Raw genomic sequence first — 26,674 nt, forward strand, 5'->3', positions numbered from 1 at the left:
TATCCCCTCAACCCTTGCAATTTTACCTGTTTTAGGGAATGAAACAGCCCTGCCCCAGAGGGGGCCCCACCTTCCCCTTTACCCCGACTTTTGCAAGAAATCGTAGCAGCTTGGGATTTGGGAAAGGGAGAATCACAAGTATTGAGTTTGGCACTAAAAAATTCCGACTGTGCCGCTATTGTTGACGATAGAGCAGCACGGCGTTGTGGTCAAGCTTTAGGTATTACTACCATCAGAACCGGAGGCTTGCTGATATTAGCAAAAAGACGTGGAAGGAATAATCCCAAGCATATCTCCTGGAATTCAAGCTTTGCGTGACGCTGGTTTGTGGTTATCCGATAGTTTGGTAAATTTACTGAAAACTTCAAGCAGGAGAATAGCGATCGCCACCACTTTTAACTTAAAATAGCTTTTGCTTCCTTTTCTCTCTTTCTTTTTTCCCTCTCTGCGACTGCCGTTTGATTCTCATACTAAATAAAAAAGTACGTAGACGTAGACCGTCGTAGATATCGCCTACCCATTTTGGGTACAAAACTTGAAACTTGAACTTCAGAAAGAGGCTCAAATGGCGATACTTAAAGGCAAGCCACTAGGCTTAAATATTTTTATACAAATGATATTTTTACCCCAAAGAGAGAATATTTTCCAATGGAGACAAAGCTACAATAAAAATAAACTTCACAACTTATGCAATGGGCTAATTTTCTAGCCAAAGAAGCTGCTAATAATCGCTTATCTCTAGAGCAAACGGCAGCTTTTACAAAATATTTTCAGACAGAAAACTTAAGTAAAACTAAAGCTAAACTTGCCAGCGAATTAAACGTTGATATTGCCGCTTTCACAAAGTGGGTGGGTGAGGTATATGACAAGTTTGCCCAGAATAATCCTGAGTTAGCGACTTTCAACAATCGAGACAAACTAGAAAAGTTACAAGCTTACCTGAGCGCAAAATATAATAATAGCGAATTGGCTGTCCTCAAACCATTGGCAGCGATGAAATTATTCAAATCGCTAGTGGTTCGAGAACGACTGCAACAAGAAGCTTGGGTTGCGAGAATAATTTGTAAGTTTTTAGGATATTTACCTTTAGCGTTAGAGTTAGTGGGACGATATTTGGATAAGATGCCAGATTTGTCTCTGGAAACACTGCTGAAGCGGCTAGAGAAGAAACGAGTGGAACATGAACCAGTAGTCAATGCTAACTCATTGATGCCTGATGAATACGGTATATTTGAAGCTTTTGAATTGAGTTGGGAACTGTTGGATGAGAATGCCCAAAACTTTGGCTGTTTGCTAAGTTTGTGTGCTTTCGCTGACATTCCCCTATCTGTTGAGACAATAGAAGATGACAAAAAACAAGAACTCAACAAAAAAGCCATAGCCGATTTACTAGAATTACATTTATTACAACAGAAAAATAAAGGAATTTATCTTCTAAATCCACAGATTCGGCAACTTTTCCGAATGAAGTTGGATAAATCAAGTCAGGCGGATGAAGCAAAAACTAAATTTGCAGCCATGATGTTAGAGGTAGCAAAGCTAATTCCGCAACAGCTTAACTCTGAAGACATTCTCAACCTCACTCCACATATCCCGCACATTACAGAAGTTGCAACCCACCTATCCGAATATCTAGGCGATGACAATCTAATCACTCTGTTTACCAAATTAGCCTGGTTTTATCAAAGTCAAGGACTTTATCAGCAAGCAGAACCTTGGTTGCAACGGTGTGTAGAACTAACTCAAAATCGTCTTGGTTTAGAACATATCCATGTCGCCACTAGTTTGAACAATTTAGCAGTACTCTACGAAACTACAGGACGCTACAGGGAAGCCGAACCCTTGCTTGAACAAGCTTTAACACTGAGAAAACGCCTGCTAGGAGAAGAACATACCGATGTCGCCACTAGCCTGAGCTATTTAGGATTAATCTACGAATATACAGGACGCTATAGCGAAGCCGAACCTTTGTATCAGCAAGCTTTAGAACTGTGGAAACGCCTAGTGGGAGAAGAACATCCCCATGTTGCCACGAGTCTGAACAATTTAGGAGCATTGTACTGTTATACAAAACGCTACAGCGAAGCCGAACCCTTGTTCAAGCAAGCATTAAAACTGAGAAAACGCCTACTGGGAGATAACCATGCCGATGTTGCCACCAGCCTGAACAATTTAGCACAACTTTACGAATCTACAGGAAGTTATAAACAAGCCGAACCTTTGTATGAGCAAGCTTTAGAACTGAGTAAACGCCTGCTGGGAAATAACCATCCCGATGTCGCCATTAGCCTGAACAATCTAGCAGCACTCTACCGTCATACAAGACGCTACAGGAAAGCCAAACCCTTATTTGAGAAAGCTTTGAAAATTTGTGAACGGACTTTAGGTATAAGTCATCCGACAACTATGACGGTTCGGGCAAATTATGCCAGCTTTTTAAGAGAAGCATATCATTAGCGATCGCTGCGCGTAATTAGTAATACAACTCTTGGAGAGGCTGCACTTCTCTACGAGACGCTGCGCGAACGACTACGCTCAGTGACCACGCCAACGGCTACGTTCAGTACAAGTTCGTAATTCGTTAAAAAAATATACCCCTCTCCACTAGCGAAGAGGGATTAGGATTTACTTACATCCTAGAGACTTGCGAGTTTCCACACCAGTTTTAGAATTTACACCACTTGCTTTAACACAAAGCTTTTTCACTTGTATTCCATCTAAAATTGCATTCGTAAAATCAGTACCGGTGACATCCACGCCATCAAAAGTAGAACGCAGCATCATCGCATCAGTCAACACAGCATCACTTAAATCAGCATCCTTAAACCTTGTTAGATAGGCTATGCCTTCACTAAAATCAGCACCATGCAGATTTACTCCCTCCAATACGCTACCGTTAAATACGCCACCACGTAAGTCAGCATTGGTAAAATTAGCATTCTCTAATTTGAGATTGGTAAACTCAGTACCAATTAAACTTTGGCCAGAGTAATCCTTGCCCTTGAGTTCATCATTACCTACAGAACGGGTAATACTAGAAGAACTTGCAGCTTGTGCCGATAGGGGAAACAAAAAAAGAACCATAGCTAAGACAAAGCTAGCTAACAGTTGCCAATATTTCATAATCTCTTCTTAATAAATCTCAACACTTCTACTATTAACTATTAAACCTTACAGAAGGGGACAAAGGGGATGGGGGAGTGGAGAGCAGGGGAGCAGGGGAGCAGGGGAGCAGGGGAGAATTAGTAGTAGTAAGTCTTTCTCCTTTGCCTCTCTGCCCCATAACCAATTCAATACATAAAGACTGTAAAACCAGAAAGCATCTCGTAGGATGATAGATGTTGAGGTGCGATGCCTAACGGCAAGTTGCTCCGCATCTACGCAATAATTACCTGTGGCTAATCAAGAAGACAACGCCCAATCTCTGGCGCGAACCCCTTTATATCAACTGGGTGTAGAACTTAAAGCACGCCTTACCAGCTTTGGCGGCTGGGAAATGCCTGTGCAATTTAGTGGAATTAGCCGCGAACACGAGGCTGTAAGAAATACAGCCGGAATGTTCGATATTTCCCACATGGGCAAATTTACCCTTCAAGGTAAAAACCTGATTTCCCAACTCCAGCCACTAGTACCTTCTGACTTGAGTCGTTTGCAAGCTGGTCAAGCACAATACACCGTATTGTTAAATCCCCAAGCGGGAATTATTGACGACATCATTGTTTATTATCAAGGTGAAGACACCAGTGGTATACAAAAGGCATTCATCATAGTCAATGCGGCAACCTCTGGTAAAGATAAAGCATGGCTATTGCAACACCTTGACCTAGATAAGTTGCAATTCCAAGACCTTTCACCAGATAAAGTCTTAATTGCCGTGCAAGGGCCAAAAGCGATTAAATATCTCCAGCCATTAGTAAAAGAAGACTTACAACCAATCAAAGCCTTTGGACATTTAGAAGCAACTCTACTAGGTAAACCTGCCTTCCTAGCCCGCACAGGTTACACCGGGGAAGATGGCTTTGAGGTGATGGTAGACCCGGATGTGGGAGTAGAATTGTGGCGAAGTCTCCATAAAAGTGGTGTTATCCCCTGTGGACTCGGTGCCAGAGACACTCTGCGCCTAGAAGCAGCGATGGCACTTTACGGACAAGATATCGATGAAACCACCACACCTTTAGAAGCAGGTTTAGGGTGGCTAGTTCACTTAGATACCAAAGGCGATTTTATTGGTCGGGAAGTTTTAGCAGAGCAAAAAGCCAAGGGAGTGCAGCGCCGATTGGTAGGTTTGCAAACCCAAGGACGCAACATTGCCCGTCATGGCTATCAAGTTTTATCCACAGGTAAAGTTGTGGGAGAAGTTACTAGTGGCACCCTGTCACCTACACTTGGTTATCCTGTTGCATTAGGCTACGTTCCGACCCAGCTAGCAACTGTTGGTCAGCAGCTAGAAATCGAAATTCGCGGCAAAGTTTATCCAGCAGTTGTAGTTAAACGTCCCTTTTATCGGTCAAAAAATCGTGTTGCCAACTGATAAGCGCTGAGGTTTTTGAGGAATAATGTGTTGTGAGTTATTCATTCTACAGTCAGGTTCATTACCAAATATGGCTTGGATAACTATTGGGGCAATAATTTTTTTAATAAGGGAGAGGAAGTGATATGTCTTTTGAATATCCTCAAGATTTCAGATACCTGGATTCTCATGAATACGTGCGAATAGATGGTGAAATTGCCACCATTGGCATTACTGAGTTTGCCGTACATGAATTGGGTGATATCGTCTTTTTGGAACTACCAGAAATTGGCGATGCTCTTACCAGGGGAGAAAACTTTGGCACCATTGAATCAGTGAAAGCCGTTGAGGAACTGAATTCACCAGTGACAGGCACCGTTATAGAACGGAATGAAGCCCTAATTAGTTCTCCCGAAGAAGTGTCAGAAGACCCTTACGGGGAAGGATGGTTTTTGAAAGTGCGCGTCAATGACCCTGGCGAAGTTGAAGATGCCTTGACAGCAGATGAGTATCGCGCCCAAGTAGAAGGGGAGTAGGAGTGCTGAGTGCTGAGTGCTGAGTGCTAAGTGCTGAGTGCTGAGTGCTGAGTGCTAAGTGCTGAGTGCTAAGTGCTAAGTGCTGAGTGCTGAGTGCTGAGTGCTGAGTGCTGATTGGAAGAGTAAGGGAGTAGGTGAGTGGAGAAGGTAATTAATAATTACTCTTATTCACCTATCCAATATCTTCCAAATCGCCAGTCTTCAGCCCCCAGTTTAAGAGTATTTATTGCAAAATATGATAATAGTACCATCTGGAGAGTAATTTGTGGTATTGAACGCCCCTATTCTCAAGTCTAATGAGCAGCAAGTGCTGGACGAAAAAAGTCAAAAGTTAAGTAGTTTTGTGCCAAGACACATTGGCCCTAACTCTGATGACATCCAACTTATGCTTAAGGTTTTGGGGTTTCCCAGCCTGGATGCTCTAATCGACCAAACAGTTCCACAGGCAATTCGGCTGAAGCAACCGCTAAAATTACCAGCAGCAGAAAGTGAGTATGCAGCACTGGCATTGTTAAAAAAAGTTGCTGCCAAAAATCAGGTTTTCCGTTCATACATTGGTATGGGCTATTACGACAGTATTACCCCACCTGTGATTGGGCGTAACATACTAGAAAACCCCGGTTGGTATACTGCCTACACTCCCTATCAGCCAGAAATTGCCCAAGGGCGACTAGAAGCGCTGCTGAATTTTCAAACCCTGATTATCGACCTCACAGGTTTAGAAATTGCCAATGCTTCATTACTTGATGAAGCCACAGCAGCAGCTGAAGCAATGAGTCTAAGCTATGGTGTCTCCAAAAATCAGGCAAATGCCTATTTTGTCTCTAGTAATTGCCATCCCCAAACCATTGATGTGTTGCAAACACGCGCTCAACCATTAGGGATTAAGATTATTGTTGGCGATCATCAAACATTTGATTTTGATCGAGCAATTTTTGGGGCTGTTCTGCAATACCCTGCAAGTGATGGCACTATTTACGACTACCGCGCTTTTATCGAAAAAGCCCATGCTAAGGGTGCATTGGTGACGGTAGCAGCAGACCCTTTAAGTTTAACTTTGCTGACCCCTCCTGGGGAATTTGGCGCTGATATTGCTGTGGGAAGCACTCAGCGGTTCGGTATTCCGTTGGGGTTCGGTGGGCCTCATGCGGCATACTTTGCTACCAAGGAAGAGTATAAACGGCTGGTTCCAGGGCGAATTGTGGGTGTATCAAAAGATGCCCAAGGTAAGCTTGCATTACGTCTCGCCTTACAAACCCGTGAACAGCACATCCGCCGCGAAAAAGCTACTAGTAATATCTGTACTGCACAGGTGCTGTTGGCGGTAATGGCGAGTATGTACGCTGTCTATCATGGCCCTGCTGGACTGAAGCAAATTGCCGAAAATATCCACTCTTTGACGGTGTTATTGGCAGAAGGACTGAAACGTTTGGGTTACAGCATCAGTTCCAAAGATTTCTTTGATACGCTGCGAGTAGAACTGGGAAGACGCAATTTAAAAGATATTCTGGCAGCTAGCGAACAACTTCAAATTAACCTGCGGGTTTTTGATGCAACTACTGTTGGTATTTCGCTGGATGAAACTACTACACCAAAAGATTTAATCGACCTCTGGCAGATTTTCGCTGGTACAGATGATTTACCCTTCACTTTAGAAGAATTAACTTCTTCCTCATCCTCACATCTTCCTCTCTCCCGTACAAGTACATATCTCACTCACCCAGTTTTTAACCGCTATCACTCAGAAACTGAGTTGTTGCGCTATCTGCACAAACTTGAAAGCAAGGACTTGTCGCTAACAACATCGATGATTCCTTTGGGTTCTTGCACAATGAAGTTGAATGCAACTGCTGAGATGATTCCGGTAAGCTGGGAGGAGTTTGGCAAGATTCATCCATTTGCCCCGGCGTCGCAAACGCAAGGTTATCAAATCCTATTCCAGCAACTTGAGGCATGGTTAGCTGAAATTACCGGTTTTGCGGGAATTTCTCTACAACCAAATGCTGGTTCTCAGGGCGAATACGCGGGACTTTTAGTAATTCGTCAGTATCACGAAAATCGGGGCGAAGCACATCGCAACGTTTGTTTAATTCCCACTTCGGCGCACGGGACAAACCCAGCGAGTGCGGTGATGTGTGGGATGAAGGTGGTGGCTGTTGCCTGTGACTCACAAGGTAATATTGACGTTGATGACCTGAAGGCTAAGGCAGAAAAACACAGCAATGAATTAGCCGCCTTAATGGTGACATATCCCTCAACTCACGGTGTCTTTGAAGAACCAATTCAGGAAATCTGCGCTGTTGTCCATAGTCATGGTGGACAAGTTTACATGGATGGTGCAAATATGAACGCCCAAGTGGGAATTTGCCGTCCTGGAGATATTGGCGCCGATGTCTGTCACTTGAATCTGCACAAAACCTTCTGTATTCCTCATGGTGGCGGTGGTCCTGGTATGGGGCCCATTGGCGTTGCTTCTCATCTTGTGCCTTTTCTCCCCGGACATCCTGTTGTTACTATCAACGACTCAACTCAGCACTCAAATATTGGTGCGGTTGCTGCTGCGCCTTGGGGTAGTGCTAGTATCTTGGTGATTTCTTGGATGTACATCGCCATGATGGGTGCAGATGGTTTAACCGAAGCTACTAAGGTGGCGATTCTCAACGCTAATTACATTGCCAAGAAACTGGAATCGTATTATCCCGTTTTATATCAGGGGAAAAATGGTCTAGTTGCCCATGAATGTATTTTAGATTTGCGATCGCTCAAAAAATCAGCTGCGATCGAAATCGATGATGTCGCCAAGCGTCTCATAGATTATGGTTTCCATGCACCGACTGTCTCCTGGCCTGTAGGGGGTACAATCATGGTGGAACCTACAGAAAGTGAATCTAAGCAAGAGTTGGATCGTTTCTGTGATGCGTTGATTTCTATTCGCCAAGAAATTGCCCAAATAGAAGTTGGCAAGGTGGATATCCAAGATAATGTTTTGAAGAACGCACCCCACACTGCCGAAAGTCTCATCACTGGAGAATGGCAGCATCCTTATTCTCGCGAACAAGCTGCCTACCCTGCGCCTTGGACTCGTGAGTATAAATTCTGGCCAGCTGTTGGTCGCATTGATGCAGCCTTTGGCGACAGGAATTTTGTTTGCTCTTGTTTACCAATGGATGCTTATTAAACTGAAGTGAAGAGTTAGGAGTTATGAGTTAAGAATTAAAACTCCTAACTCCTCTAATTGCAATACAGTAGGGGCATACAGATGTGCATCCCGACGATGGGGTATTTTTATTCGCTGGAAGTCCCTAAGCATTTTTTCCTTATCTTTGCAGAACAAACGTATCTAAATTCTGAGTTTTCACGTCATGTGGAAAAGCCAACGGAAAACCTAACCCCCCCAGCCCTGACAGGTGTAGAAGAGAGGAATGGAAGCGGGGTTTTCCAGATCCCGTGAAAAGTCAGATATAAATTCTGAAAATGAAAACACAGATAGAAACAGTTAAATCATCAGTATTTACTTGTTTCTATCTGTGATTGTCTGGTCTCAATACCTGGGAATTAAACGATTAAGCTTGTTGTATTTCTGGACGACCATCTTCAACCACAAATGAAGCCCGCTTACTAATAGTGCCATTTGGGGTTGTGACTTTTGATAAAACTAGATAATCTGACTTCCAGGTTGTGGGAGTCAAAGCAAAGCGAACATATCCCCGCTGATTATTGAAGAACTTAATGTGTGGGTTATCGGGTAAGTAAGCTTCAACTGCTGGGCTAGTATCCAATCCATCGCCACCGGAGCTAATTGAGGAACAGACGAATTCACTGCCAAGTGTGGCCGATTCTGGCTGAGCAAAGTTAGCCTTTAGATTCATTGCCCAGTGGGAATGCACATCACCTGCCAAGGATACTGGATTAGAAGGCTGGCGCTGTCCGAGGAAAGCCATGAGGCGATCGCGCGAAGCCACATAACCATCCCATTTATCCATGCTGTAAGTTCCGCCTTCTCCTGGTTTCATGTCTCTTTGAGCAATTGGAACCTGCTGCGCCAAAACATTCCACTTGGACTGTGAATTATTTAAACCATCAAATAACCAATTCTCCTGTGCTTGACCGATAATCGTTGCATTCGGATCTAAGTTTTCTGGGCAACGTTCTTTAGTGCCATCACCACAGGGCTGATCAGTTCGATATTGGCGGGTATCTAAAACATGGAAGGTGGCTAAGTTACCAAAGGAGAGCCGACGGTAAAGTTGCATATCGGGACCAACGGGACGCGAGAAGGGGCGTAGTGGCATGTGTTCGTAGTAAGCCTGATAAGCAATAGCCCGCCGTTGGAGGAAAATTGCCCGCTCCTGATCTGGTTCAGTATCAACTTGTGAGATGTTGTTGGCGTAGTTGTTTTCTACCTCATGGTCATCCCAGGTAACAATCCAGGGAAACGCTGCATGAGCTGCTTGCAGATTGGTATCGGTTTTATAGAGGGCGTGACGGTTGCGGTAATCTTCCAAAGTCACAATTTCTTCACTGTTGTGCTGTCTGGGGCCATTGTTTGAGATTCCCCCTTCATAGATGTAATCGCCAACATGCACTACTAAATCGAGGTCTTCTTGTGCTAGATATTTGTAGGCGGTATAAAATCCCTGCTGATAGTTTTGGCAAGAGACAAGTCCAAAGTTAAATTTGCTTAAGTAGCTATTTGCTAAAGGTGCTGTACGAGTACGACCAATGGGGCTAGCGTCTTGACCGACAAGAAAGCGATACCAGTACCAAGTATCAGATTGCAGTCCTTCTACGATAACTCGAACTGAATGAGCTAGTTCTGGAGTTGCCAGTACCGTACCTCTAGAGACAATACGTCTCATATCTGGATCGGTTGCTACTTCCCAGCGAATTGGCACATTCACAGGTGGCATTCCACCTCCGTTTAAGGGTTCAGGAGCCAGACGAGTCCAAATCACTACGCTGGTAGGATAGGGTTCACCAGATGCTACACCTAAAGTGAAAGGATAATTGGAAAATCTGCTTCTAGCGTAGACGCCTAGCGGCTTGTCGGCAGACATCGCTCTTTGAGAAGAAAATTGGTTAGCGATCGCTAAACCAGATAATGCTCCTGCCCCAATAATTAAGTTGCGTCGTTTAATTCGACTGTGCAGGAACTGCTCAAAATTCCGGTAATCTACCATTCTCTACTCCTGGCTAACAGGTCAGTTAAAGTACAGAACAGCTAACACAAAGATAGTGGAGTAATTGTAGGAAAATTTCGTAATTATTCCCTTATAGCAATTCTTTATTAAGACCCATACAAATAACCCCACCACCCTTGTTAAGGAGAGGCTGGGAGGGTTCATAATGTGCAGCTTCATAGAGAATTGATATTATCAAAATCAGATATTAACTTCCAATTTTTGCCTCTACTATCAATGTGTCAGATGTTGTTTCCCCCCATCCAAGACTACTAATAAGAGATTAATCCTTGGCAAAGAAATTGTTAATATCAACTTAACCAAGATTAGATTTTAATCTTTTTCATTGATGCTACCTTTCTCTTCATGATTGAGCCAAGGCTACAAGCAAAAAGAACACCAACTAAAGGTGTAGGTTCAGGTACTTGTCTATAAGAAACTGTACCTGATATAAGTTCAGCATTGGGAGAAGTTTTAGAGTAAATTGTAAAATCCTCACCAATAATTTCATAACTGATAGAACTTGAAGGATTAGCTTTATCATTAAACTGATAATCTAATCCAAAATAAGTTTGCCCTGTTAAAGATGTGGTTTTAAAAACAAGAGGAAAATCTGGATAATTTGCATCATCTTGTTCAGTGTAAATGGTAGAATCGCCATCAAAGTTGAAAGCAAGTGACTTAATGGAAGCTTCGGGATTATAGTCATTGCTGAAGGTTGAGTCATCAAAGCTAAAAAAGCCATTCCCCTTTGTTAATGGACTATCAACGGTGAAAGCATAATTAAGAATTGCAGCAGATGCAGATTTTACATCTACGGTAGCAAAACCTAAAGTAATAGTAGCAGCAACCAATAAATTTGGAACCAATTTCATCTCAATTTACCTTACCATCAACTTCTGTAAGCAATGCAATTACAAGCTACAAAAATAGCTTTTATCTAACTTACTTATTTTCCCAATTGAAATTCATAACCGTTAGAGCCAGTTATGAAATCAATATTTTTCTCTTTTTCAATAAGAAGCAAACAACTGCCCAAATTGTTTTGAGACACCCCATTTTAAAATTAGGAGTTTAAGCAAACTTTAATCAAAGGTAAAAATAAAATTTAATTTAAGTTTGCTAACTAAAAAATTAGCCGATAACTATAGGGCAAGCACATCTAAATAAATAGTAATGAGCCTGAATGAGAGTGGAATGCAATCAGATATGACTTTCACGAAATTAAATTTTCACTTTTACAAGAATAATTCTCATTTAGGAGGCGAGAAAGTGGGAGAAACCCATCGCTTGACTGTTAAAGAAGGGAGTAACGTGATTTTGTCAGATCGGGGTTAAATTATCAATTACATTACTGAATTCTCAATAAAACAGGTTTTTCCGTTGCGATACCTACGCGTAGTGTACCAGAGGTAATCGCATTCCAAAATAGTCTATTCCTGTTTTTAGTTTTAACACTTAGTCTTAACTGAATTGTATTGCCTCTAATTCTTCCCTTACAGATAAAGGCTGATATCCCAATGAAAATGCTTTAGAACTATCTAAAGAAACATCTGTTGGTCTAGGTGCTGCCATTTTCACATCTTGTTGTCGGCAGGATTTCAGACCAGTACTAGGAAGTTGAAATACTTCCACTAATATCTGTCCAAAATCATAACGCGAAATCCGCTCTTTGCCACCTAAGTGAATGATGCCGTTAACTTTTTCTAATGCTAATAAAAGCCCTTTGGCAGCGGTTGTTCCACTTACTGGTGTGCGAAATTCATCTATAAATAAACTTAGTTCTTTTTCGGCTTGTAAAGTCTGAATAAATGGCTGAATAAAGCTTTTAGCTGTGGGTGTTGCTGCGCCAAACATCAAGGGCATCCGACACACTGCGGTCATAGAATACCTTTCTAGCATATCTGCTTCTGCGATCGCCTTTTGCTCACCGTAAAGATTGACAGGGCACACGGCATCTGTTTCTTGATATGGGGCATTTAAGCCATCAAAAACTAAGTCGGTTGAAGTAAAAGCACAAGGAATGGAGTTATCCGCGCAAAGTCCGGCAATATTGCCGGATGCAATAACATTAATTGCGTGTGATTCTTTGGGGTTGGTTTGACAAAAATTTGGTTGTGAATGTGCAGCAGTATGAATAACTGCTTCTGGTTTGACATCATTAAAGATACGTTTTAATTCCTGAAAATTGGTTAAGTTCGCTTTTAAAATTTTTATGCCAGGAATCTCTAAGGAATGGGATAAATAAGTGCCATAAATCTCCCATTCTTGTTTTGCAAGCTGGCAAAGATGCCATCCTAAAAAGCCACTTGCCCCGGTGATTAATAATTTTTTCATGTTTTATGTAAAGCTAAAGTTATATTTGATAATTCATTTATTTGTAGATATATTAACCTGTGTTTTTATTGCGATCGCAATTACTTTAAAATTCTTTCCGTAATTTGTTGTGTAGGTGATGTATTTTAATAATGCCAGCACTTTACGGGGAATTGAGGGCAGGTTCTATGTCTAAAAATAAAAATATATTTGACGGAGTGAATTTGACTATTGGCTTTATTGGTGCAGTGGCGAGTGTTGCTGGTTTAGCTTTGGCATACCTTGTTGCTACTGGCTGGACTCCAGAAACACCAGGCTTCGGTTCAAAAGACCGCTTTTCTTGTGCTTTACAACCTGATACACAAAACGGCGGTGAAGTGTGGACAGTGATGTATCGTAACGACCGAGGCAAAAAGCCTTGGCTAAGGATGGTTAACAGCTTTGGTGATGACTGGGATACACAAAAACGCTGCGATGTAATTGCTCAACGATTAGAAAACTTTCGCCAAGATGGTTTAATTGGTTTGAGTTATCGTCTTGACCCAAAAACACCCAGCCAATCTGTAATCTGCGTCAATACCAAGCTAGACCGCAACAATTGCAATCTGTTGGTGACTCTCAAAGTTAATGCTGATGGCTACGACTCGCTGCGACGGATGACAGAGGCTTTGAAAAATGGTACTACTGTTGAACAAGGTTCTGCTTCTGCAAGTACTTCTACTGTTACTGCTAAATCTTCTGAGGTTAATTTTGAAAACTATCTGGCAGCTGAGGATATCAAGGCTGGCTCAACTGCTATTAAATAACATTAATTTATTTTTAGGCTTAAATTTACGTCTAATTTGACCGCCCAAGCAGCTTCAGCAAACTCTTGCGATTATCAATCGCTAATTGATAATCAGGTTTGATACTAATCGCTTTGTCGTATGATTTGAGCGCTTCATCATACTGTTTTAAATTCCATAGTGCCGTCCCACGGCCAATCCAAGCGTAATAATAGTCAGGTTTGATAGCGATCACTTTCTCATAGGATACAAGCGCCTCAGAATAACGTTGCAACTTCTCTAGAGAAACACCTCGACTATGCCAAGTTTCATGCTTGTCAGGTTTGATGGCAACCGCTTTATCATAAGATGCGATCGCTTCAGAATACCGTTGCAAGTTCTTTAGGGAAAGACCTCGGTTATTCCAAGCTTCATGGTCGTCAGGTTTGATGGCAATCGCTTTATCATAAGATGCGATCGCCTCAGAATACCGTTGCAAATTATCTAGGGAAATACCTCGGTTATACCAAGCGTCCTGGTAGTCAGATTTGATGGCAACCGCTTTATCATAAGATGCGATCGCCTCAGAATACCGTTGCAAGCTATATAGGGAATTACCTCGGCTATACCAAGCTTCATGGTAGTCAGGTTTGATAGCAACCGCTTTATCATAAGATGCAATCGCCTCGGAATATCTTTGCAACTTATTTAAAGTACTACCTCGATAAAGCAAAGCTTCATAGTAGTCAGATTTGATGGCAACTGCTTGATCATAAGATGCGATCGCTTCTTTATACTTTTGCTTGACAAAGTAATCATTGCCTTCATTCAAAAAATCTTCCGACTTTTGGGTAATCTCAGCTTGCTTCACAACTTCAGTCAAATATGTATTAATCGGGATACCCCATTTGAAAGTGCCATCACCAGGTTGTGAATTAGCAATTGTTGTAGACTGCTGTTGTGGTGGTGGTGTTTCACCTTTAAGTTCGGCTTGTCTAGTAAGTTCTAATTCGGTAAGCCCATGCACTGCAATCACTTCTCCTACTGCATTCATCGCCGGGCCCCCACTCATCCCTCCTGCGGTTGTTGCACTGTAGGAAATTCCATAGCCATCGGTTAGGCTGTCAATTGATGATACTGTACCGACAATAAATTGTCTCTTTAAACTATTACCAGGAAAACCAGTGATGTAGATACTATCTCCCAGACTCACTTTGTCAGAATCACCCAAGGGAAGGGCTTTATAAAGACAGGTTCCACCATCAGGTTTAAATGTCACTACAGCTAAATCTTGCTGGGGAAAGCGTGTGATATCTGTTACTGTCCAGATTTTTTGGTCGTTGGTTTGCAATTTTAATTTGGCGCTGGGTGGTACTACGTGACGCGCCGTAAGTACGGTACAAACTTCTTTGTTTTTTCCCGGCACAAAAAATCCTGTACCTTGTCCTGGTTTATCTGCATAGTTGATTAAAACCACACTTTCTTGCGCTGCTTTGGCAATCTCTCCAGGTGTTTTGCGGCTGTTACAGCTGATAAGAGATAAAGCGACAAAACCAAAGGTAGCATACCAATACCAAGGTATCATACCGTACCTGTATAATTTAATGGTTTAACTCATTTTGACTTGTCTTTTATTTTAAAGTAATTGATCTTACATTTTGCACCGGACGATTAAAATCGCTGCTACAAAGGGTATGAACAGGAATATAGTGGACTTGGACTTTAATTTTACGCCCAGTAATGATTACTAAATACTATTGTAGTAATTCCTGAAACTGCTTTTGACTACGTACTTTACTAAAGTCTGGGTCAGTTTTTGCTAGTTTTTTGTATTTATCGGGAACAAGTTTGATTGCTTTGTCTAGGTTCTCAATTGCTAATTCTAGATTGCTTTGTAAAGCATAAGAGCAAGCTTTATTGTAATATGCTTGGTGCAAATCTTGCTTGATGGCGATCGCTCTATTATAAGACGCGATCGCATCTTGGTAACGGTGCAGCTTTGTCAGAGCAATGCCTCGGTTAATTAAGGCTTCATATTTGTCGGGTTGGATGGCGATCGCTTTGTCGTAAGATGCAATAGCGTCTTTGTAGCGTTGTAACGATGTTAAGGCGATGCCACGATTATACCAGGCTTCATCTTTGTCGGGTTTGATGGCGATCGCTCGATCGTAGGATGCAAGAGCGTCTTGGTAGCGTTGCAACGATGTTAAGGCTATGCCACGGTTAATCCAAGCTTCAGGACTCTCAAATTTGATGGCGATCGCTTTATCATAAGCTTTTATGGCATCTTCATAATTTTGTCTATCTAATAAATTATTGCCTTGATGAAAGTAATCTTCTGCTTTTTGCGTAGCCTTCGCTTCTATGAAAAGTTGGGTTACATTGCTTTCTTGGACAACCTGTGTAGTATTTTCTGCCGATGAGTTTGCCCCACCACTACAGCCAAATGCCAAGAAAGTTATCAAGCCAGATGCAACGAAGCAGTGCCGAAAAACCATGCTGTACCTACAAAAATTATTAGATGATGTTAAAATTTGTTAGTTTTTTGAGTATTATCAAAATACACTACTTTTTACCCATTAATTTACTTATATTTATTTTCATAAAGACTCTTGTTGAGGATGCATAAAACTTTATTAAAATCAAGCGTGTATAATACTATCATAGTAAATACATATAAAGCAATCGCTTAGAATCTACTTTACTCAAAAAACAATTATTTGTGTTGCTATATATATTGCCTAGCTGGGACTTGTTGTAAACATCGTACTTGTGTAGTAATTCACCTTGATAAAAACCTTCTTCAATCCGCCAATGCCGACGGTATAAATCAGCCAGGAGCAAAGGTATGAGGATGGAAGTAATATCAGAATCCCTAATTTTTCCAACTTTTATCTCTATTAATTAGTTTTACTTTTTCTTCAAACAAAATAGAATTCTTGATAAATCGTAGATACAATTTATATTAAAACTATGGCAATTTATAGATTTAATTTTAATTAAAAACATAGTTCTCGGAAATATTTTTCATATAAATTTCTGGCGAATTGCTAATGAAATGAAATAATTTCTGGCATTAAATTTATATATTTTGTATTCATTATTTTCTATTAACGATCTAAAACTATGTCTGTTTTCTCCCCTGATGGTCGGACAAAAGTTAGCAACACCACAACTTTTCCGTTTAGTGCTATAGGAAAGATGAGAATACGTTGGAAAGGCCCAGATGGGGTTATTGATACTGCTGATGATATTATCATTAACGGTTCTGGTGCCATGATTAGTCCTTACCACTTTTTAACAGCAGGACACTGTGTGTATGACACGAGATATGGGGGTTGGGCAGATAGAATTGAGGTGATGCTTGGTTCTAAAGGAAATATCATTGCTGGTACAAACCGAGCTGACTATGAATACTATAGTGAAGCCAAATCTGTTTATACACGTTCTTTTGAAGGATGGACTCAAGGAGATCAAACTAAAAGCGAAACTTTTCAATACGATATAGGATTGGTTACTCTTGACCGCAATATTGGAAACTTCACTGGCTGGTTTAACTATGGATATGACGATAATCTCAGCAGTGGAACTTTAATGAATGTCACTGGATACTCTTCTGATAAGTTTGATTCCAATAGCGATGGTAAGTTTGACAACTATGATATGTGGACTCAGAGTGGAAAAATCACAAGTACAACTGACTCGATCTTGCGTAGTAATGAGCTAGATATCTTACCTGGAAATAGTGGAGGCCCTCTCTGGCTTAATAATTCCAACACAAATGAACCGACTATTTATGGAGTAGCTTCAAATGAGACAACCACCAACCAAACTCCGCTTTACAACGAGTTCGCCCGAATTACAAGCACTCGATATAATGAGATTCAAAACTGGATCGACGAAGATACTGCTACACGCAAACCCACTGACAAAGCTGATTTAGTAGATTCTGATGTGTGGTTTAACACAACTCTTGGAAGTTTTAGTAATAACACTATTAAAAATGGGGAAAATTTCAGTATCACGGTCTATCCTCGCAACAATGGTACAGCCGCGACAGGTAATTTCTCGGTTTCTTTTTACGCTTCTACTGATACCAATGTCACTAATAGTATTGGCTCTCATTACTTAATTGGTAATACAACTATTTCTTCGATTAATCCATTCAATTCGGGAACAGCGACTTGGAACGGTGCGTTTCCTAATATCCCAATTGGAAATTACTACGTTATTTCATTTCTAGATCCAACTAATTCAATCCAAGAGTTTGATGAAAGTCTAAGCAGCAACCAAAAGGTATTTAGGACTTTACTTACTGTTGCCAATAGTACGCCCACTTCGATATTACCTGTGACCATTTCATCAACTCTTAGCTCTCCTTTAACAGGCCGTGAAGAAAATCTCACTACAGGTACAGCCAATATTAATGGAACTGGTAATACTAGTAATAACCAGCTAAATGGTGAAAATAGCAATGACATCCTTATAGGGGGAAGTGGTAACGATACTTTCGTTGGAGGTTTAGGTAACGATACACTAACAGGAGGAACTGGATCTGATGTTTTTACTATTAATACTCTTTCTGAGGGTATTAATAATATTACAGATTTTTCGTCCTTAGATGACACAATTTATGTTTCTCAAATAGGGTTTGGAGCTGGACTTAGTGAGGGTGTACTTCAAGCCACGCAATTTTTTATCGGTTCAGTAGCAGAAGATAGCAGCGATCGCTTTATCTACAACAATAATACAGGGGGTTTCTTCTTTGATGCTGATGGTACAGGCTTATCCGGTCAAATCCAAATTGCTCAACTAGCAATAGGTCTAGCCATGACTAATGCAGATATTTTCGTGATTGCCTGATAAATCAAGACGCGATAAATCGCGTCTCTACATGAGGGTTTTGGGTTTATCTGAACTGTATTACTCTATTTTATCTGCGCAACGCTTAATTAATGCCAAACACTGACTCGACAGTGGACTTAATCGAATCCCGCGCATCCTTCAAAGTTTGGCTAATCGGGTGTTTTGCCTGCAAAAATGCCCGCGCACAATTGCGTCCCGGCATTCCTGAAATTGAACCACCTGGATGAGTCCCAGCACCAGTCAAAAATAAATTGTCAATTGGCGTTTTGTAGTTCGCTATTTCTGGCAAGGGACGGAAAAATACCATCTGATCTAGGGTCATGTCAACATGGTAATAATTACCTTTGTACGCACCTAATCTTTCTCCTAGTTCGGCTGGACTTTCTACACGACGGGCAATAGTTGCATTTTTGACATTGGGTGCATAATCTGCCAACTTATCAATTACCCTATCTGCAACTTTGTTTTTCAATTCATCTGTCCAACCAGTACCTTTTAAACCAGTGCCTTCTGCACCAGCAATTTGATAAGGAGCAAAATACTCAATCCATACGGTGTGCTTACCTGGTGGTGCTAATGTGGGGTCTAAGAAGCTAGGCATCACTACATACATTGATGGGTTAGCATCAGGAATCTCTCCCAAGGTACATTTACTATGTGCCTCTTCTACATGAGCCACGGAATCTGCAATCAAGATAGATCCGACTAGATATTCATCTTTGTGGTCGTGGTGAGGAAAGTGAAGTGGTTCGTTTAAAGCCAAATCTATTTTGAGGATGGTTTCGTTGTTGTTAACGATGCGGCGTTCTAATCTTTCCCATAAATTTGGGTCGGCTCCATCAATATCGCTCTTATCAGTCATTTGCAAAAATAACCGCTTGGCATCAATATTAGAAATAACCCCGTATTTAGCGCGATATTCTTTTCCCCCAGCAACGCGCACACCTACAGCTTTGCCATCATCAATTAAAACTTTTTCAACATGCTGATCTGTGAGAATAACGCCACCTTTACTTGTGACTAAATTCACTAAAGCTTGCACAAGTGCGCCAGTTCCGCCGCGAGGTCTGGCCATCCCCGGATTATGACGCATTGCCATCATAATTGCACCAATGGCAAGGGTTTTTTGGGATGGCGGCGCACCAAGTTCTGCTGCTAATCTGGCTAGTGGCGCTTTCAGAAATTCTTCATCAAACCATTCGTTAAGTAAATCCTCAGCGCTGGTTAACATCGTGCGAATAAAGTCCAGCGTTTTGTTTGGAGAACCAATAACTGAGAATAAATCTTTGATTTTTTTGATATCGTAGTTGCCCACGATATCTATAATTGACTTTGGCGGTGCATTAAACATAGGAACCATTGCACCGATCGCTCGCTGCCAATAGTCTACAAATTCGGCGTATTTTTTGGCATCACGTTCACTGTAACGAGCGATTTCTGCACAAGTCTTTTCCACTGACTTATGTCCTAAGAAATACTTGCCATCAGGATGAGGACAGAAAACAACCGGATCGCACTCCAAATAATGCAAGCCGTATTTTTCTAGTTCTAATTCTTCAACAACTGGCCCTAAGTGAATAAATTCATGGTCAATAGCACATAAGTTAAATTTAAATCCAGGAGCTTCTTGCGGTAAACATTCTTCAGTTGTTGCTGCGCCACCTGGAACAGAACGCTTTTCCAGTAACAGGACGCTATAACCAGCTTTTAGCAAATAAGCTGCACAAACTAGCCCATTGTGCCCAGCACCGATTAGCACAACATCATACTCTTGCATAATTGTTTTTTTGAAATTTAGTAGCTTTCCAAATAATAAAAAACTTTTGTTAAATTGACATCATCCGTCAGTTACAAAAATTATCTTTTTTTATTGTCAATCCTACTAAGGAGATAACATATCTGAGGATGATGGTATTTGCTTCACTTGAGTTTCTACCAGAAGTATTAAACTACCAGTTTCTACTTTTATATCTTTAATATGAAACACCATATCTTCCCATTTAAAATATGGTATACTCATCAATTCTTTGGCTTTTTGCATTAAAGCTGTAACTACTTCTATGGAAATCCCGCCTCCCTCAGTGCAGTTAAAACTCTCTAGCATCGCGGGTTGTGAATGAGTGCGTGGATGTGCGATCGCAGTGTAAGCTAAAGGGCGAGTATTTCCTTTTTCCTTTAACAGTACTCTTCCCCTACATTCTATTTTGCCATCACCAGGTAAAAATATTTCAATTTTTTGTGCCTCAAAACTCACAATTCTGCCATCTACATCCAAATCAAAATCTTGCATCTTGCTGCGAACAAAGTCTGATGCCAAAGTGCGGTTCATATCTACTTCTGTAAGTAGAATACGAGCAATGGCATTTACTGGCTCATTGAATTCTATTTGGCCAAAAAGGGCGCTTAATGGATTGATATTAATACTATCTGTTTGCAGTTTTATTTCCTGTACGCGAACGTCTTTTTCGATCGTTAATCCTTGTCCTGCAACCGAAACTCCATCCGCCTGTCCCTGAACTATTTTAAAAAGATCGGTTTGTACATCTATTTCTATTTTTTCTGCATCATCTAGCTTTTCAGATATTCTTCTTTCAGCTTCCTGGGATAAAAATTTTTCCTCTAACCGATGCTCATCAGGCATAAAATAGTAACCTTATAAATGTCGTCTTACTAGTTACTGTAAAGGCTAGATGCTAATGAGCGGATCTATATTGAGGTATATGTAAATAGGAGGATTGAGTAATCAAGTAGAAAGTATTGTTTGTCTTTTAAGTTTTGCTTTTTTGGTAACAATCATTTTTACACCACCGCTAGGGACAATTGTAATACCACGGCGCACTGGATGCACTGGACGTTTATCGGTAAGATTTAGTTCAAAATGCGATAATATTATCGCTGTTACTAATTTTAGTTCATACATGGAAAATGCAGCACCAATGCAACCGCGATAACCTCCTCCGAAGGGTAAAAATTCGTAAGGTGAAAATTTTTGGTTGAGGAATCTTTCTGGACGAAACTTTTCTGGTTCTGGGTAAGTGTCCGTTCGGCGATGTGCTAAATAAATACAAGGAACTAAAACTGTTTCTGATGTAAATTTATGCCCCATAATTTCCACGCTATCTTTTACCATCCGCGGTGTGCAAATTAAAGCAATAGGATGAATTCGCAGTGTTTCTTGACAGACGGCGGTGAGATAAGGTAATTGGGCAATTGTTTCAGGATTTGTGAGATTCTCCAAGGTGTTTAGTTCTTGCATTAGCCGATATTTAACCTCTGGGTGAGAGTGAATTAAATAAAATATCCAGGCTAATACACCAGATGTAGTTTCGTAACCCAACAGCAGTAATGAAACTAGTTGATCGCGTAATTCCTCATCTGTCATCTGTTGTCCATTTATGTCACGCGCTGACATCAGCAGACTGAGAATATCTGTACGCGCAGTATCATTTTGCCAACGTCTTTCAGAAATTTCTGCATAGATGAGTTTGTCAATTTGGTTTCGTCTTTTGAGGAAAATCCCCCAAGGACTCCATGCACCTAAATCTTGTTGCAGCAAAGGAAAGAAAAACAAGCTGGAATACCAAGGTTTAGTTACGTCTTCTAATAAAGAACTTAATTGTTCTTTTAATTGTTGGTAACGCACACCATGAGTAATCCCAAATACCACTTGTAAGATAATTTCTAAAGTGATATTTGACATTAATTTGTGTATACAAATATCTGTACCTGATGTCCAATTTTGTGTAAGCTGTTCAGTAATTTGACAAATCGCTTGTCCATAAGATTTTAAATTATCGCCATGAAATGCTGGGAGTAATAGCTGCCGTTGTTGTTGGTGCGATCGCGCTTCTTGAAATACAAGAGAATTCTCTCCAAACAAGGGTTTAAATACATGGGTTGCTTTCTTAAAATCTAATTTTTGTGCAGGTATGGCAAAACAATCACTAATTGCTTGGGGATGGCTAAAAAATACTATTGGTGGTGACTTTAAACCCATTACCTTTACTGTAAAAATATCATCATACTTAGCTGCATTATTTTCTAAAAACTTTGTTGGTTCGGCAATTAATTGCAGAGTTTGTAGCAATGCTGGTGTGCGGAGATTATCAAATAGTTTCATTGTTTATTCGATACTTTTAGGATTTAAGAAAGCGCAAATAATTCAATTCGCTTGGGTTAAGGCTTAATTCTCCTAACGTTCCTTAAAAAGATGCAATTAGAGCAAACTTTTTTAATATTTTCAGGGGATAGCCGGGAGTTACCTACCACTTAGTGAACCGTAGTGGTAATTAATCATCATTAATTTTCACAAACCTAATAATAATATTTTTTCTGAATTTTTAAATGCATTTACAGAAAAAACTTACTCAATTATTTTAGGATAAACCTATTAAAATTACGTCTTTTGGTGATATCAAAATGCCTTGTCTTGGTGTATAATCTCAGTCTTAAAATCCATTCTTTTTACAGTCGTAATATATTAAAATCCCCTATAGTCCTCTTTTAAATAGGACTATAGGGGATTGTTTAAAAGCATTGAAAATCTATCTAAATGTATAGATGATTGAAAGTTTGCTGAACGCAACCATTAAACCTCGCAGTATCAAACAGTGCTTGTCTGTAAAATAGGAGACTTAACCTGACGTTGACTCGTGACAACCATCTCAATAGGACGATCTGGGCCTGTCACCAAACCACGGCGTTTAGGTCGTACTTCACCTTTATTAACTAGTTCTAATTCCTTGCTAGAAAGGATTTGAGCAAGTGCTAGCTTCATTTCCAACTGGGCGAATGCCAGCCCAATACAGCGTCTAGCACCACCGCCAAAGGGCAAGTATTCATAGGCAGAAAATTGCCGTTCTAAAAAGCGTTCTGGCTTAAACTGCTTAGGTTCTGGATAAATATCTTCCCGTTGATGGGTCAGATAAATGGAACCAAGTACGACTGTACCCGGTTCTAGTTCGTAACCACCCAACAATATGGGTGTCTTTACTACCCTGGGAAAAGTGAGTATACCTACTGGGTAAATGCGTAACGTCTCAGAGCAAACAGCGTTGAGATAGGGTAACTTGAAAATGATATTAGGGTCTGGGTTATCGCCCAATTTATCTAATTCTTGCAGTAGCTTTTGGCGCACTGATGGTATTTTGTGAATCCAGTATAATGCCCATGCTAAGGCTGTGGCTGTGGTTTCGTGACCAGCGACCAACAGAGTCACCAATTCATCGCGCAACTCTTCATCAGTCATAGGTTGACCGGCTTCATCCCTAGCAGCCATGAGTAAGCTGAGAATATCTGTACGTGATGAATCTGCTTGTTCTCGACGTTCTCGAATTTCTTGGTAGATGAGTTCGTCAGCTTCTTGCTGAAGGCGTCTCTGTTTTCCCCAGAAGTTAATCGGGCCAAAATCCCTTTGCAAAGCTGGAAAATAAAGCAAAGCCACACTTAGCCGAGAACTAGCCTTTTCTAAAAGATCGCCCAAAAATTGCTGTAGTTTTTCGGCGCGAGGCCCTTCATATAGCCCAAATACAGCTTGCATAATCACCCGCAGGGTAATAGCTTGAGTAGCAGACCGAATATTAAAGGATTTACCTATCTGGTATTGGCTGATAACTTCTTTGGTGACATTAGTAATTACCTGGCTATAGTTTCGCATTCTTTCGCCGTGAAAAGGAGGCATTAACAATTGCCGTTGGCGTTGATGTTCAGCCCCACTGATGGTAATCACAGAATGCTTACCCAGCAAAGATTCAAACTCCTCATTCATCTCACCAGGTGCTTCTAATTCCTTGGTATCATTTGTCAAAATTTGCTGTTGCGCTTGAGGGTTGCTGACAATCACCAAAGGAGGAAAATTTTTCTCTAATCTGATAGTAAAAATCTCCCCATACCTTTTGGCGCAAGCTTCCATAAATGACATAGGATTGGTAATCCAGCGTAGCATCTGTAGAAGGGCTGGGATTTGCGGCCCATTTGGTAATTTCATAAATTTTTTTTGTTACTTAATATTTTTTTTGCTACTTAAGCTAATTGAAATTCTAGTCGCGTAACCATTTAAAGTACTTATTCTAACGTTGCAAAAAAGCAATAAACTGTTACAACCTCGAAGATGTAAAATTTTTGTTAAATTCAACGAGCATCTACAGTTTCACCTAATCGTTAAAAGGTACTCAGCATGACTGCAATCTCCCCAAAGGCATCTTCAGCGCTTCCCAATTTTTCTGAAGGGATTCAATATTTTGGTGAAGCATTACCAGATTTTGAAACTTATGGTGCAACACCTGCTATAGAGTCGGGCAAAATAGCGATCGCATCGACCACAGACAAAGCAGCTGTATATCAAACTTTACTTGCTGCTGATGCCTTACGCTACCTGACTTTACAAGTTACTGGTAGCAAAGCTTCTGGGCATCCCGGCGGATTTGCCAGTCAAGCAGAAGCTTACGCATCTCTTGTCATGCTGGGATACAAAAACATTATTACCGAAGTGGGACACCATGCCCCTGGATTTTATAGTGCCATGTTCTTGGATCGTTCGCTAGAGGACATGGGAATTTTTACAGTCCAAGAATTGCGCGATCGCTTCCGAGAAAAGCACGGACTTTTAGGACACCTTTCTGGTTACATCCCCGGTATTCTCGCACCTGCGGGGCCTTTAGGACAAGGACAACACTTTGCAATGGCGGCTGCACTGTTGCACAAAGATAAGTTGTTCCCCTTTACAGTGGGTGATGGTGGATTGGGTGAGCCTTATATTGTAAGTGCGATCGCTCACTTCCATACAGCTTATCCTGCTGTCACCAACTTCTTACCAGTGTTGGTGTGGAACGGTTACAGCCAAGAACATCACAGCATGGTTTCCCTCAAAACCAACGAACAGATGCAAGCATATTGGCAAGGTAACGGTTTTGATGAAGTCGTATTAGTGGATGCCAAGGATTTTGACGATCAAAACCAGCCAGGGGATTACGTTGATAGTACCGCCTTTTCTTTTGAGAAACGCCTAGCATTTACGCAAGCAGTACTTTCAGGTGTAGATAAAGCAGCGCGATCGGCGTTAGGTGGTAAACTTACCGTCTTCATTATTAAACAACTCAAAGGTGCAGGAGTCCACGCGCGGGGGGCAAAATCTCACAACTTGTATCCTAAAGATACGCTGGATGCACCGCATATTGTTAGTGCATTGCAAACCCGTGCTTTGTCTGCGGAAGCTTGGCAAATAGTTAGAACAAACGCAGAACGCGCCGGTGGTGGCCCAGCAGCAAAAACTGTGGTGACAGAATTTGAATTTCCATTACCAGAATTAGGCGAATTACCTTTAGAAGAATATGCAGTTGGTGGCGAACCAAAAGTTTCCACAACTGCGATGGGACGATTGGTAGGAATAGTTGGAAATAAAGATCAAAATTTCCTCGTCACCAACGCCGACGGTAACGAAGCATCTGGAATTGCCAACATCAACCAAGCATTAAAGATTATCCACCCGACGACCGACGACTTATATAATCAAGCACCAAATGGACAAGTTTATGAACCATTGAGTGAAGATGCTTGTGCCGGTTTAGCTGCCGGTTTGGCGTTAATGGGTGCGAGAACTTTGTGGTGTTCTTACGAATCTTTTGCCATCAACGGATTACCAATTTGGCAAACTGTAACCCAATCAATGGCAGAATTGCGCCGTCAAACTCCCTCGACTATTACTTTATTCACAGCAGGAGCATTAGAGCAAGGGCGCAACGGTTGGACTCACCAACGTCCAGAAATTGAAGCTTACTTTGCTTCCTTGATGCGAAATGGAAATATTTTCCCATTATTTCCGCCTGATGCTAATAGTATTCAAGCTTGTTATGATTGGGCGTTGAAAACTAAGAATAAGGGAATTGTAATTACTGCAAGTAAATCGCCGTTACCAATTCGTACAACTTTAGAACAAACTCGTCAAGGGTTACGCGATGGTGCAGTGTTATTACATGAAGTTGCTGGTGATAGACAAGTTGTATTTGCTGTGATTGGTGATATGACATTAATGCCAGTATTTGAAGCTGCTGCTTTCTTGGAAACTGAAGGTATTGGTGCGAAGATAGTTTCTGTTATCAATCCTCGGCAATTGTATCGTAGCTCTGATACTGCATGGGATACCTGTTCTGAACCCGAAGGCGGTTTCTTGGATGATGCTAAATTTGCCGAATTATTTGATGGCGATGCGCTAATTGCTGTTACAGGTGGTGCGGCGGGGATGCTAGAACCAATTCTGTTACGGAGTACAGCCAAGCGCGACACCTTTGCATGGAAACGTGGCGAAACTACAGCCAGTGCTGGAGAGTTGATGGCGTTTAATGGATTGACTGCTGAAGCGTTAACGAAACGTGCGATCGCGTTAGTGCATTAAATGATGTTGCATAAATGCGGGATGATTTTATTGAATTTTCCCTTGCGTGAGATATTCATCCCTAGATTTAGCAACGCCCATTAAATAAAGCTGGAATTGTTTCTACTTTTATC

General features: G+C 41.1%; 19 protein-coding genes. 9 read left to right on the forward strand and 10 right to left on the reverse strand.

What is annotated here, in order from left to right:
- Nucleotides 1–90 precede the first annotated feature (90 nt).
- Both RMY27_RS27090 and RMY27_RS27095 read left to right on the forward strand, forming a co-directional pair.
- The gene (locus RMY27_RS27090; RefSeq protein WP_322667953.1) at nucleotides 91–318 is read left to right on the forward strand and encodes a hypothetical protein; all 228 of its coding nucleotides are present in this window, start codon (nucleotides 91–93) and stop codon (nucleotides 316–318) included.
- Between the two features lie 369 nt (nucleotides 319–687).
- On the forward strand, nucleotides 688–2,457 hold the full coding sequence (locus RMY27_RS27095) for a tetratricopeptide repeat protein (protein WP_322667954.1): 1,770 nt from the start codon (nucleotides 688–690) through the stop codon (nucleotides 2,455–2,457).
- Nucleotides 2,458–2,625: 168 nt separating this feature from the next.
- Here the strand turns inward: RMY27_RS27095 and RMY27_RS27100 are convergent, their stop codons facing one another.
- On the reverse strand, nucleotides 2,626–3,123 hold the full coding sequence (locus tag RMY27_RS27100; protein ID WP_322667955.1) for a pentapeptide repeat-containing protein: 498 nt from the start codon (nucleotides 3,121–3,123) through the stop codon (nucleotides 2,626–2,628).
- Between the two features lie 271 nt (nucleotides 3,124–3,394).
- Between RMY27_RS27100 and gcvT the strand changes: the two genes are divergently transcribed.
- The 3 genes from gcvT (at nucleotide 3,395) to gcvP (ending at nucleotide 8,224) form a co-directional block, all read left to right on the forward strand.
- On the forward strand, nucleotides 3,395–4,531 hold the full coding sequence (gene gcvT, locus RMY27_RS27105) for a glycine cleavage system aminomethyltransferase GcvT (protein ID WP_322667956.1): 1,137 nt from the start codon (nucleotides 3,395–3,397) through the stop codon (nucleotides 4,529–4,531).
- Nucleotides 4,532–4,656: 125 nt separating this feature from the next.
- Nucleotides 4,657–5,046 (forward strand): glycine cleavage system protein GcvH, encoded by a 390-nt coding sequence (gcvH, locus tag RMY27_RS27110; RefSeq protein ID WP_289797706.1) that lies wholly within the window; start codon nucleotides 4,657–4,659, stop codon nucleotides 5,044–5,046.
- Nucleotides 5,047–5,311: 265 nt separating this feature from the next.
- The gene (gcvP, locus tag RMY27_RS27115; protein WP_322667957.1) at nucleotides 5,312–8,224 is read left to right on the forward strand and encodes an aminomethyl-transferring glycine dehydrogenase; all 2,913 of its coding nucleotides are present in this window, start codon (nucleotides 5,312–5,314) and stop codon (nucleotides 8,222–8,224) included.
- Between the two features lie 385 nt (nucleotides 8,225–8,609).
- Here the strand turns inward: gcvP and RMY27_RS27120 are convergent, their stop codons facing one another.
- Both RMY27_RS27120 and RMY27_RS27125 read right to left on the reverse strand, forming a co-directional pair.
- Complete coding sequence (locus RMY27_RS27120) at nucleotides 8,610–10,226, reverse strand: alkaline phosphatase (RefSeq protein ID WP_322667958.1); 1,617 nt, start codon at nucleotides 10,224–10,226, stop codon at nucleotides 8,610–8,612.
- A gap of 326 nt (nucleotides 10,227–10,552) precedes the next feature.
- Nucleotides 10,553–11,101 (reverse strand): PEP-CTERM sorting domain-containing protein, encoded by a 549-nt coding sequence (locus tag RMY27_RS27125; protein WP_322667959.1) that lies wholly within the window; start codon nucleotides 11,099–11,101, stop codon nucleotides 10,553–10,555.
- Between the two features lie 301 nt (nucleotides 11,102–11,402).
- Between RMY27_RS27125 and RMY27_RS27130 the strand changes: the two genes are divergently transcribed.
- Nucleotides 11,403–11,564, forward strand: a complete 162-nt coding sequence (locus RMY27_RS27130) for a hypothetical protein (RefSeq protein WP_322667960.1) — start codon at nucleotides 11,403–11,405, stop codon at nucleotides 11,562–11,564.
- A gap of 126 nt (nucleotides 11,565–11,690) precedes the next feature.
- Here RMY27_RS27130 and RMY27_RS27135 read toward each other — a convergent pair whose 3' ends face one another.
- Entirely contained in the window at nucleotides 11,691–12,563 is an 873-nt protein-coding gene (locus RMY27_RS27135; RefSeq protein WP_322667961.1) for an NAD(P)-dependent oxidoreductase, read from the reverse strand.
- 167 nt (nucleotides 12,564–12,730) lie between these two features.
- Here RMY27_RS27135 and RMY27_RS27140 point away from each other — a divergent pair, with 167 nt between their 5' ends.
- The gene (locus RMY27_RS27140) at nucleotides 12,731–13,348 is read left to right on the forward strand and encodes a COP23 domain-containing protein (protein ID WP_322667962.1); all 618 of its coding nucleotides are present in this window, start codon (nucleotides 12,731–12,733) and stop codon (nucleotides 13,346–13,348) included.
- Nucleotides 13,349–13,379: 31 nt separating this feature from the next.
- Here RMY27_RS27140 and RMY27_RS27145 read toward each other — a convergent pair whose 3' ends face one another.
- Nucleotides 13,380–14,891 carry a tetratricopeptide repeat-containing serine protease family protein gene (locus RMY27_RS27145; protein WP_322667963.1) on the reverse strand — a complete coding sequence of 504 codons (1,512 nt, stop codon included), beginning with the start codon at nucleotides 14,889–14,891 and terminating at the stop codon, nucleotides 13,380–13,382.
- A 169-nt stretch (nucleotides 14,892–15,060) separates the two neighbouring features.
- Entirely contained in the window at nucleotides 15,061–15,804 is a 744-nt protein-coding gene (locus RMY27_RS27150) for a tetratricopeptide repeat protein (RefSeq protein ID WP_322667964.1), read from the reverse strand.
- 628 nt (nucleotides 15,805–16,432) lie between these two features.
- On the opposite strand from RMY27_RS27150, the gene RMY27_RS27155 reads away from it, so the two are divergent.
- Nucleotides 16,433–18,169, forward strand: coding sequence for a trypsin-like serine protease (locus tag RMY27_RS27155; RefSeq protein WP_322667965.1), 1,737 nt, complete (start codon nucleotides 16,433–16,435; stop codon nucleotides 18,167–18,169).
- Nucleotides 18,170–18,254: 85 nt separating this feature from the next.
- On the opposite strand, the gene crtO is transcribed toward RMY27_RS27155, so the two are convergent.
- The 4 genes from crtO to RMY27_RS27175 form a co-directional block, all read right to left on the reverse strand.
- Entirely contained in the window at nucleotides 18,255–19,949 is a 1,695-nt protein-coding gene (gene crtO / locus RMY27_RS27160) for a beta-carotene ketolase CrtO (protein WP_322667966.1), read from the reverse strand.
- 105 nt (nucleotides 19,950–20,054) lie between these two features.
- Nucleotides 20,055–20,813, reverse strand: a complete 759-nt coding sequence (locus RMY27_RS27165; RefSeq protein WP_322667967.1) for a DUF2993 domain-containing protein — start codon at nucleotides 20,811–20,813, stop codon at nucleotides 20,055–20,057.
- A 102-nt stretch (nucleotides 20,814–20,915) separates the two neighbouring features.
- The gene (locus tag RMY27_RS27170) at nucleotides 20,916–22,292 is read right to left on the reverse strand and encodes a cytochrome P450 (protein WP_322667968.1); all 1,377 of its coding nucleotides are present in this window, start codon (nucleotides 22,290–22,292) and stop codon (nucleotides 20,916–20,918) included.
- A gap of 483 nt (nucleotides 22,293–22,775) precedes the next feature.
- Entirely contained in the window at nucleotides 22,776–24,158 is a 1,383-nt protein-coding gene (locus RMY27_RS27175; protein WP_322667969.1) for a cytochrome P450, read from the reverse strand.
- Nucleotides 24,159–24,347: 189 nt separating this feature from the next.
- Here RMY27_RS27175 and RMY27_RS27180 point away from each other — a divergent pair, with 189 nt between their 5' ends.
- Nucleotides 24,348–26,561, forward strand: a complete 2,214-nt coding sequence (locus tag RMY27_RS27180; protein ID WP_322667970.1) for a phosphoketolase — start codon at nucleotides 24,348–24,350, stop codon at nucleotides 26,559–26,561.
- The last annotated feature ends 113 nt before the right edge of the window (nucleotides 26,562–26,674 follow it).

The organism is Nostoc sp. DedQUE09 (assembly GCF_034530915.1).
GTDB lineage: Bacteria > Cyanobacteriota > Cyanobacteriia > Cyanobacteriales > Nostocaceae > Nostoc.

Bases quoted from the DNA above. Each gene is read 5' to 3' on its own strand.
- RMY27_RS27095 (WP_322667954.1), top strand. From the start codon at position 688: ATGCAATGGGCTAATTTTCTAGCCAAAGAAGCTGCTAATAATCGCTTA.
- RMY27_RS27100 (WP_322667955.1), bottom strand. From the start codon at position 3,123: ATGAAATATTGGCAACTGTTAGCTAGCTTTGTCTTAGCTATGGTTCTT.
- gcvH (WP_289797706.1), top strand. From the start codon at position 4,657: ATGTCTTTTGAATATCCTCAAGATTTCAGATACCTGGATTCTCATGAA.
- RMY27_RS27120 (WP_322667958.1), bottom strand. From the start codon at position 10,226: ATGGTAGATTACCGGAATTTTGAGCAGTTCCTGCACAGTCGAATTAAA.
- RMY27_RS27125 (WP_322667959.1), bottom strand. From the start codon at position 11,101: ATGAAATTGGTTCCAAATTTATTGGTTGCTGCTACTATTACTTTAGGT.
- RMY27_RS27130 (WP_322667960.1), top strand. From the start codon at position 11,403: ATGAGCCTGAATGAGAGTGGAATGCAATCAGATATGACTTTCACGAAA.
- RMY27_RS27135 (WP_322667961.1), bottom strand. From the start codon at position 12,563: ATGAAAAAATTATTAATCACCGGGGCAAGTGGCTTTTTAGGATGGCAT.
- RMY27_RS27140 (WP_322667962.1), top strand. From the start codon at position 12,731: ATGTCTAAAAATAAAAATATATTTGACGGAGTGAATTTGACTATTGGC.
- RMY27_RS27145 (WP_322667963.1), bottom strand. From the start codon at position 14,891: ATGATACCTTGGTATTGGTATGCTACCTTTGGTTTTGTCGCTTTATCT.
- RMY27_RS27150 (WP_322667964.1), bottom strand. From the start codon at position 15,804: ATGGTTTTTCGGCACTGCTTCGTTGCATCTGGCTTGATAACTTTCTTG.
- RMY27_RS27155 (WP_322667965.1), top strand. From the start codon at position 16,433: ATGTCTGTTTTCTCCCCTGATGGTCGGACAAAAGTTAGCAACACCACA.
- crtO (WP_322667966.1), bottom strand. From the start codon at position 19,949: ATGCAAGAGTATGATGTTGTGCTAATCGGTGCTGGGCACAATGGGCTA.
- RMY27_RS27165 (WP_322667967.1), bottom strand. From the start codon at position 20,813: ATGCCTGATGAGCATCGGTTAGAGGAAAAATTTTTATCCCAGGAAGCT.
- RMY27_RS27170 (WP_322667968.1), bottom strand. From the start codon at position 22,292: ATGAAACTATTTGATAATCTCCGCACACCAGCATTGCTACAAACTCTG.
- RMY27_RS27175 (WP_322667969.1), bottom strand. From the start codon at position 24,158: ATGAAATTACCAAATGGGCCGCAAATCCCAGCCCTTCTACAGATGCTA.
- RMY27_RS27180 (WP_322667970.1), top strand. From the start codon at position 24,348: ATGACTGCAATCTCCCCAAAGGCATCTTCAGCGCTTCCCAATTTTTCT.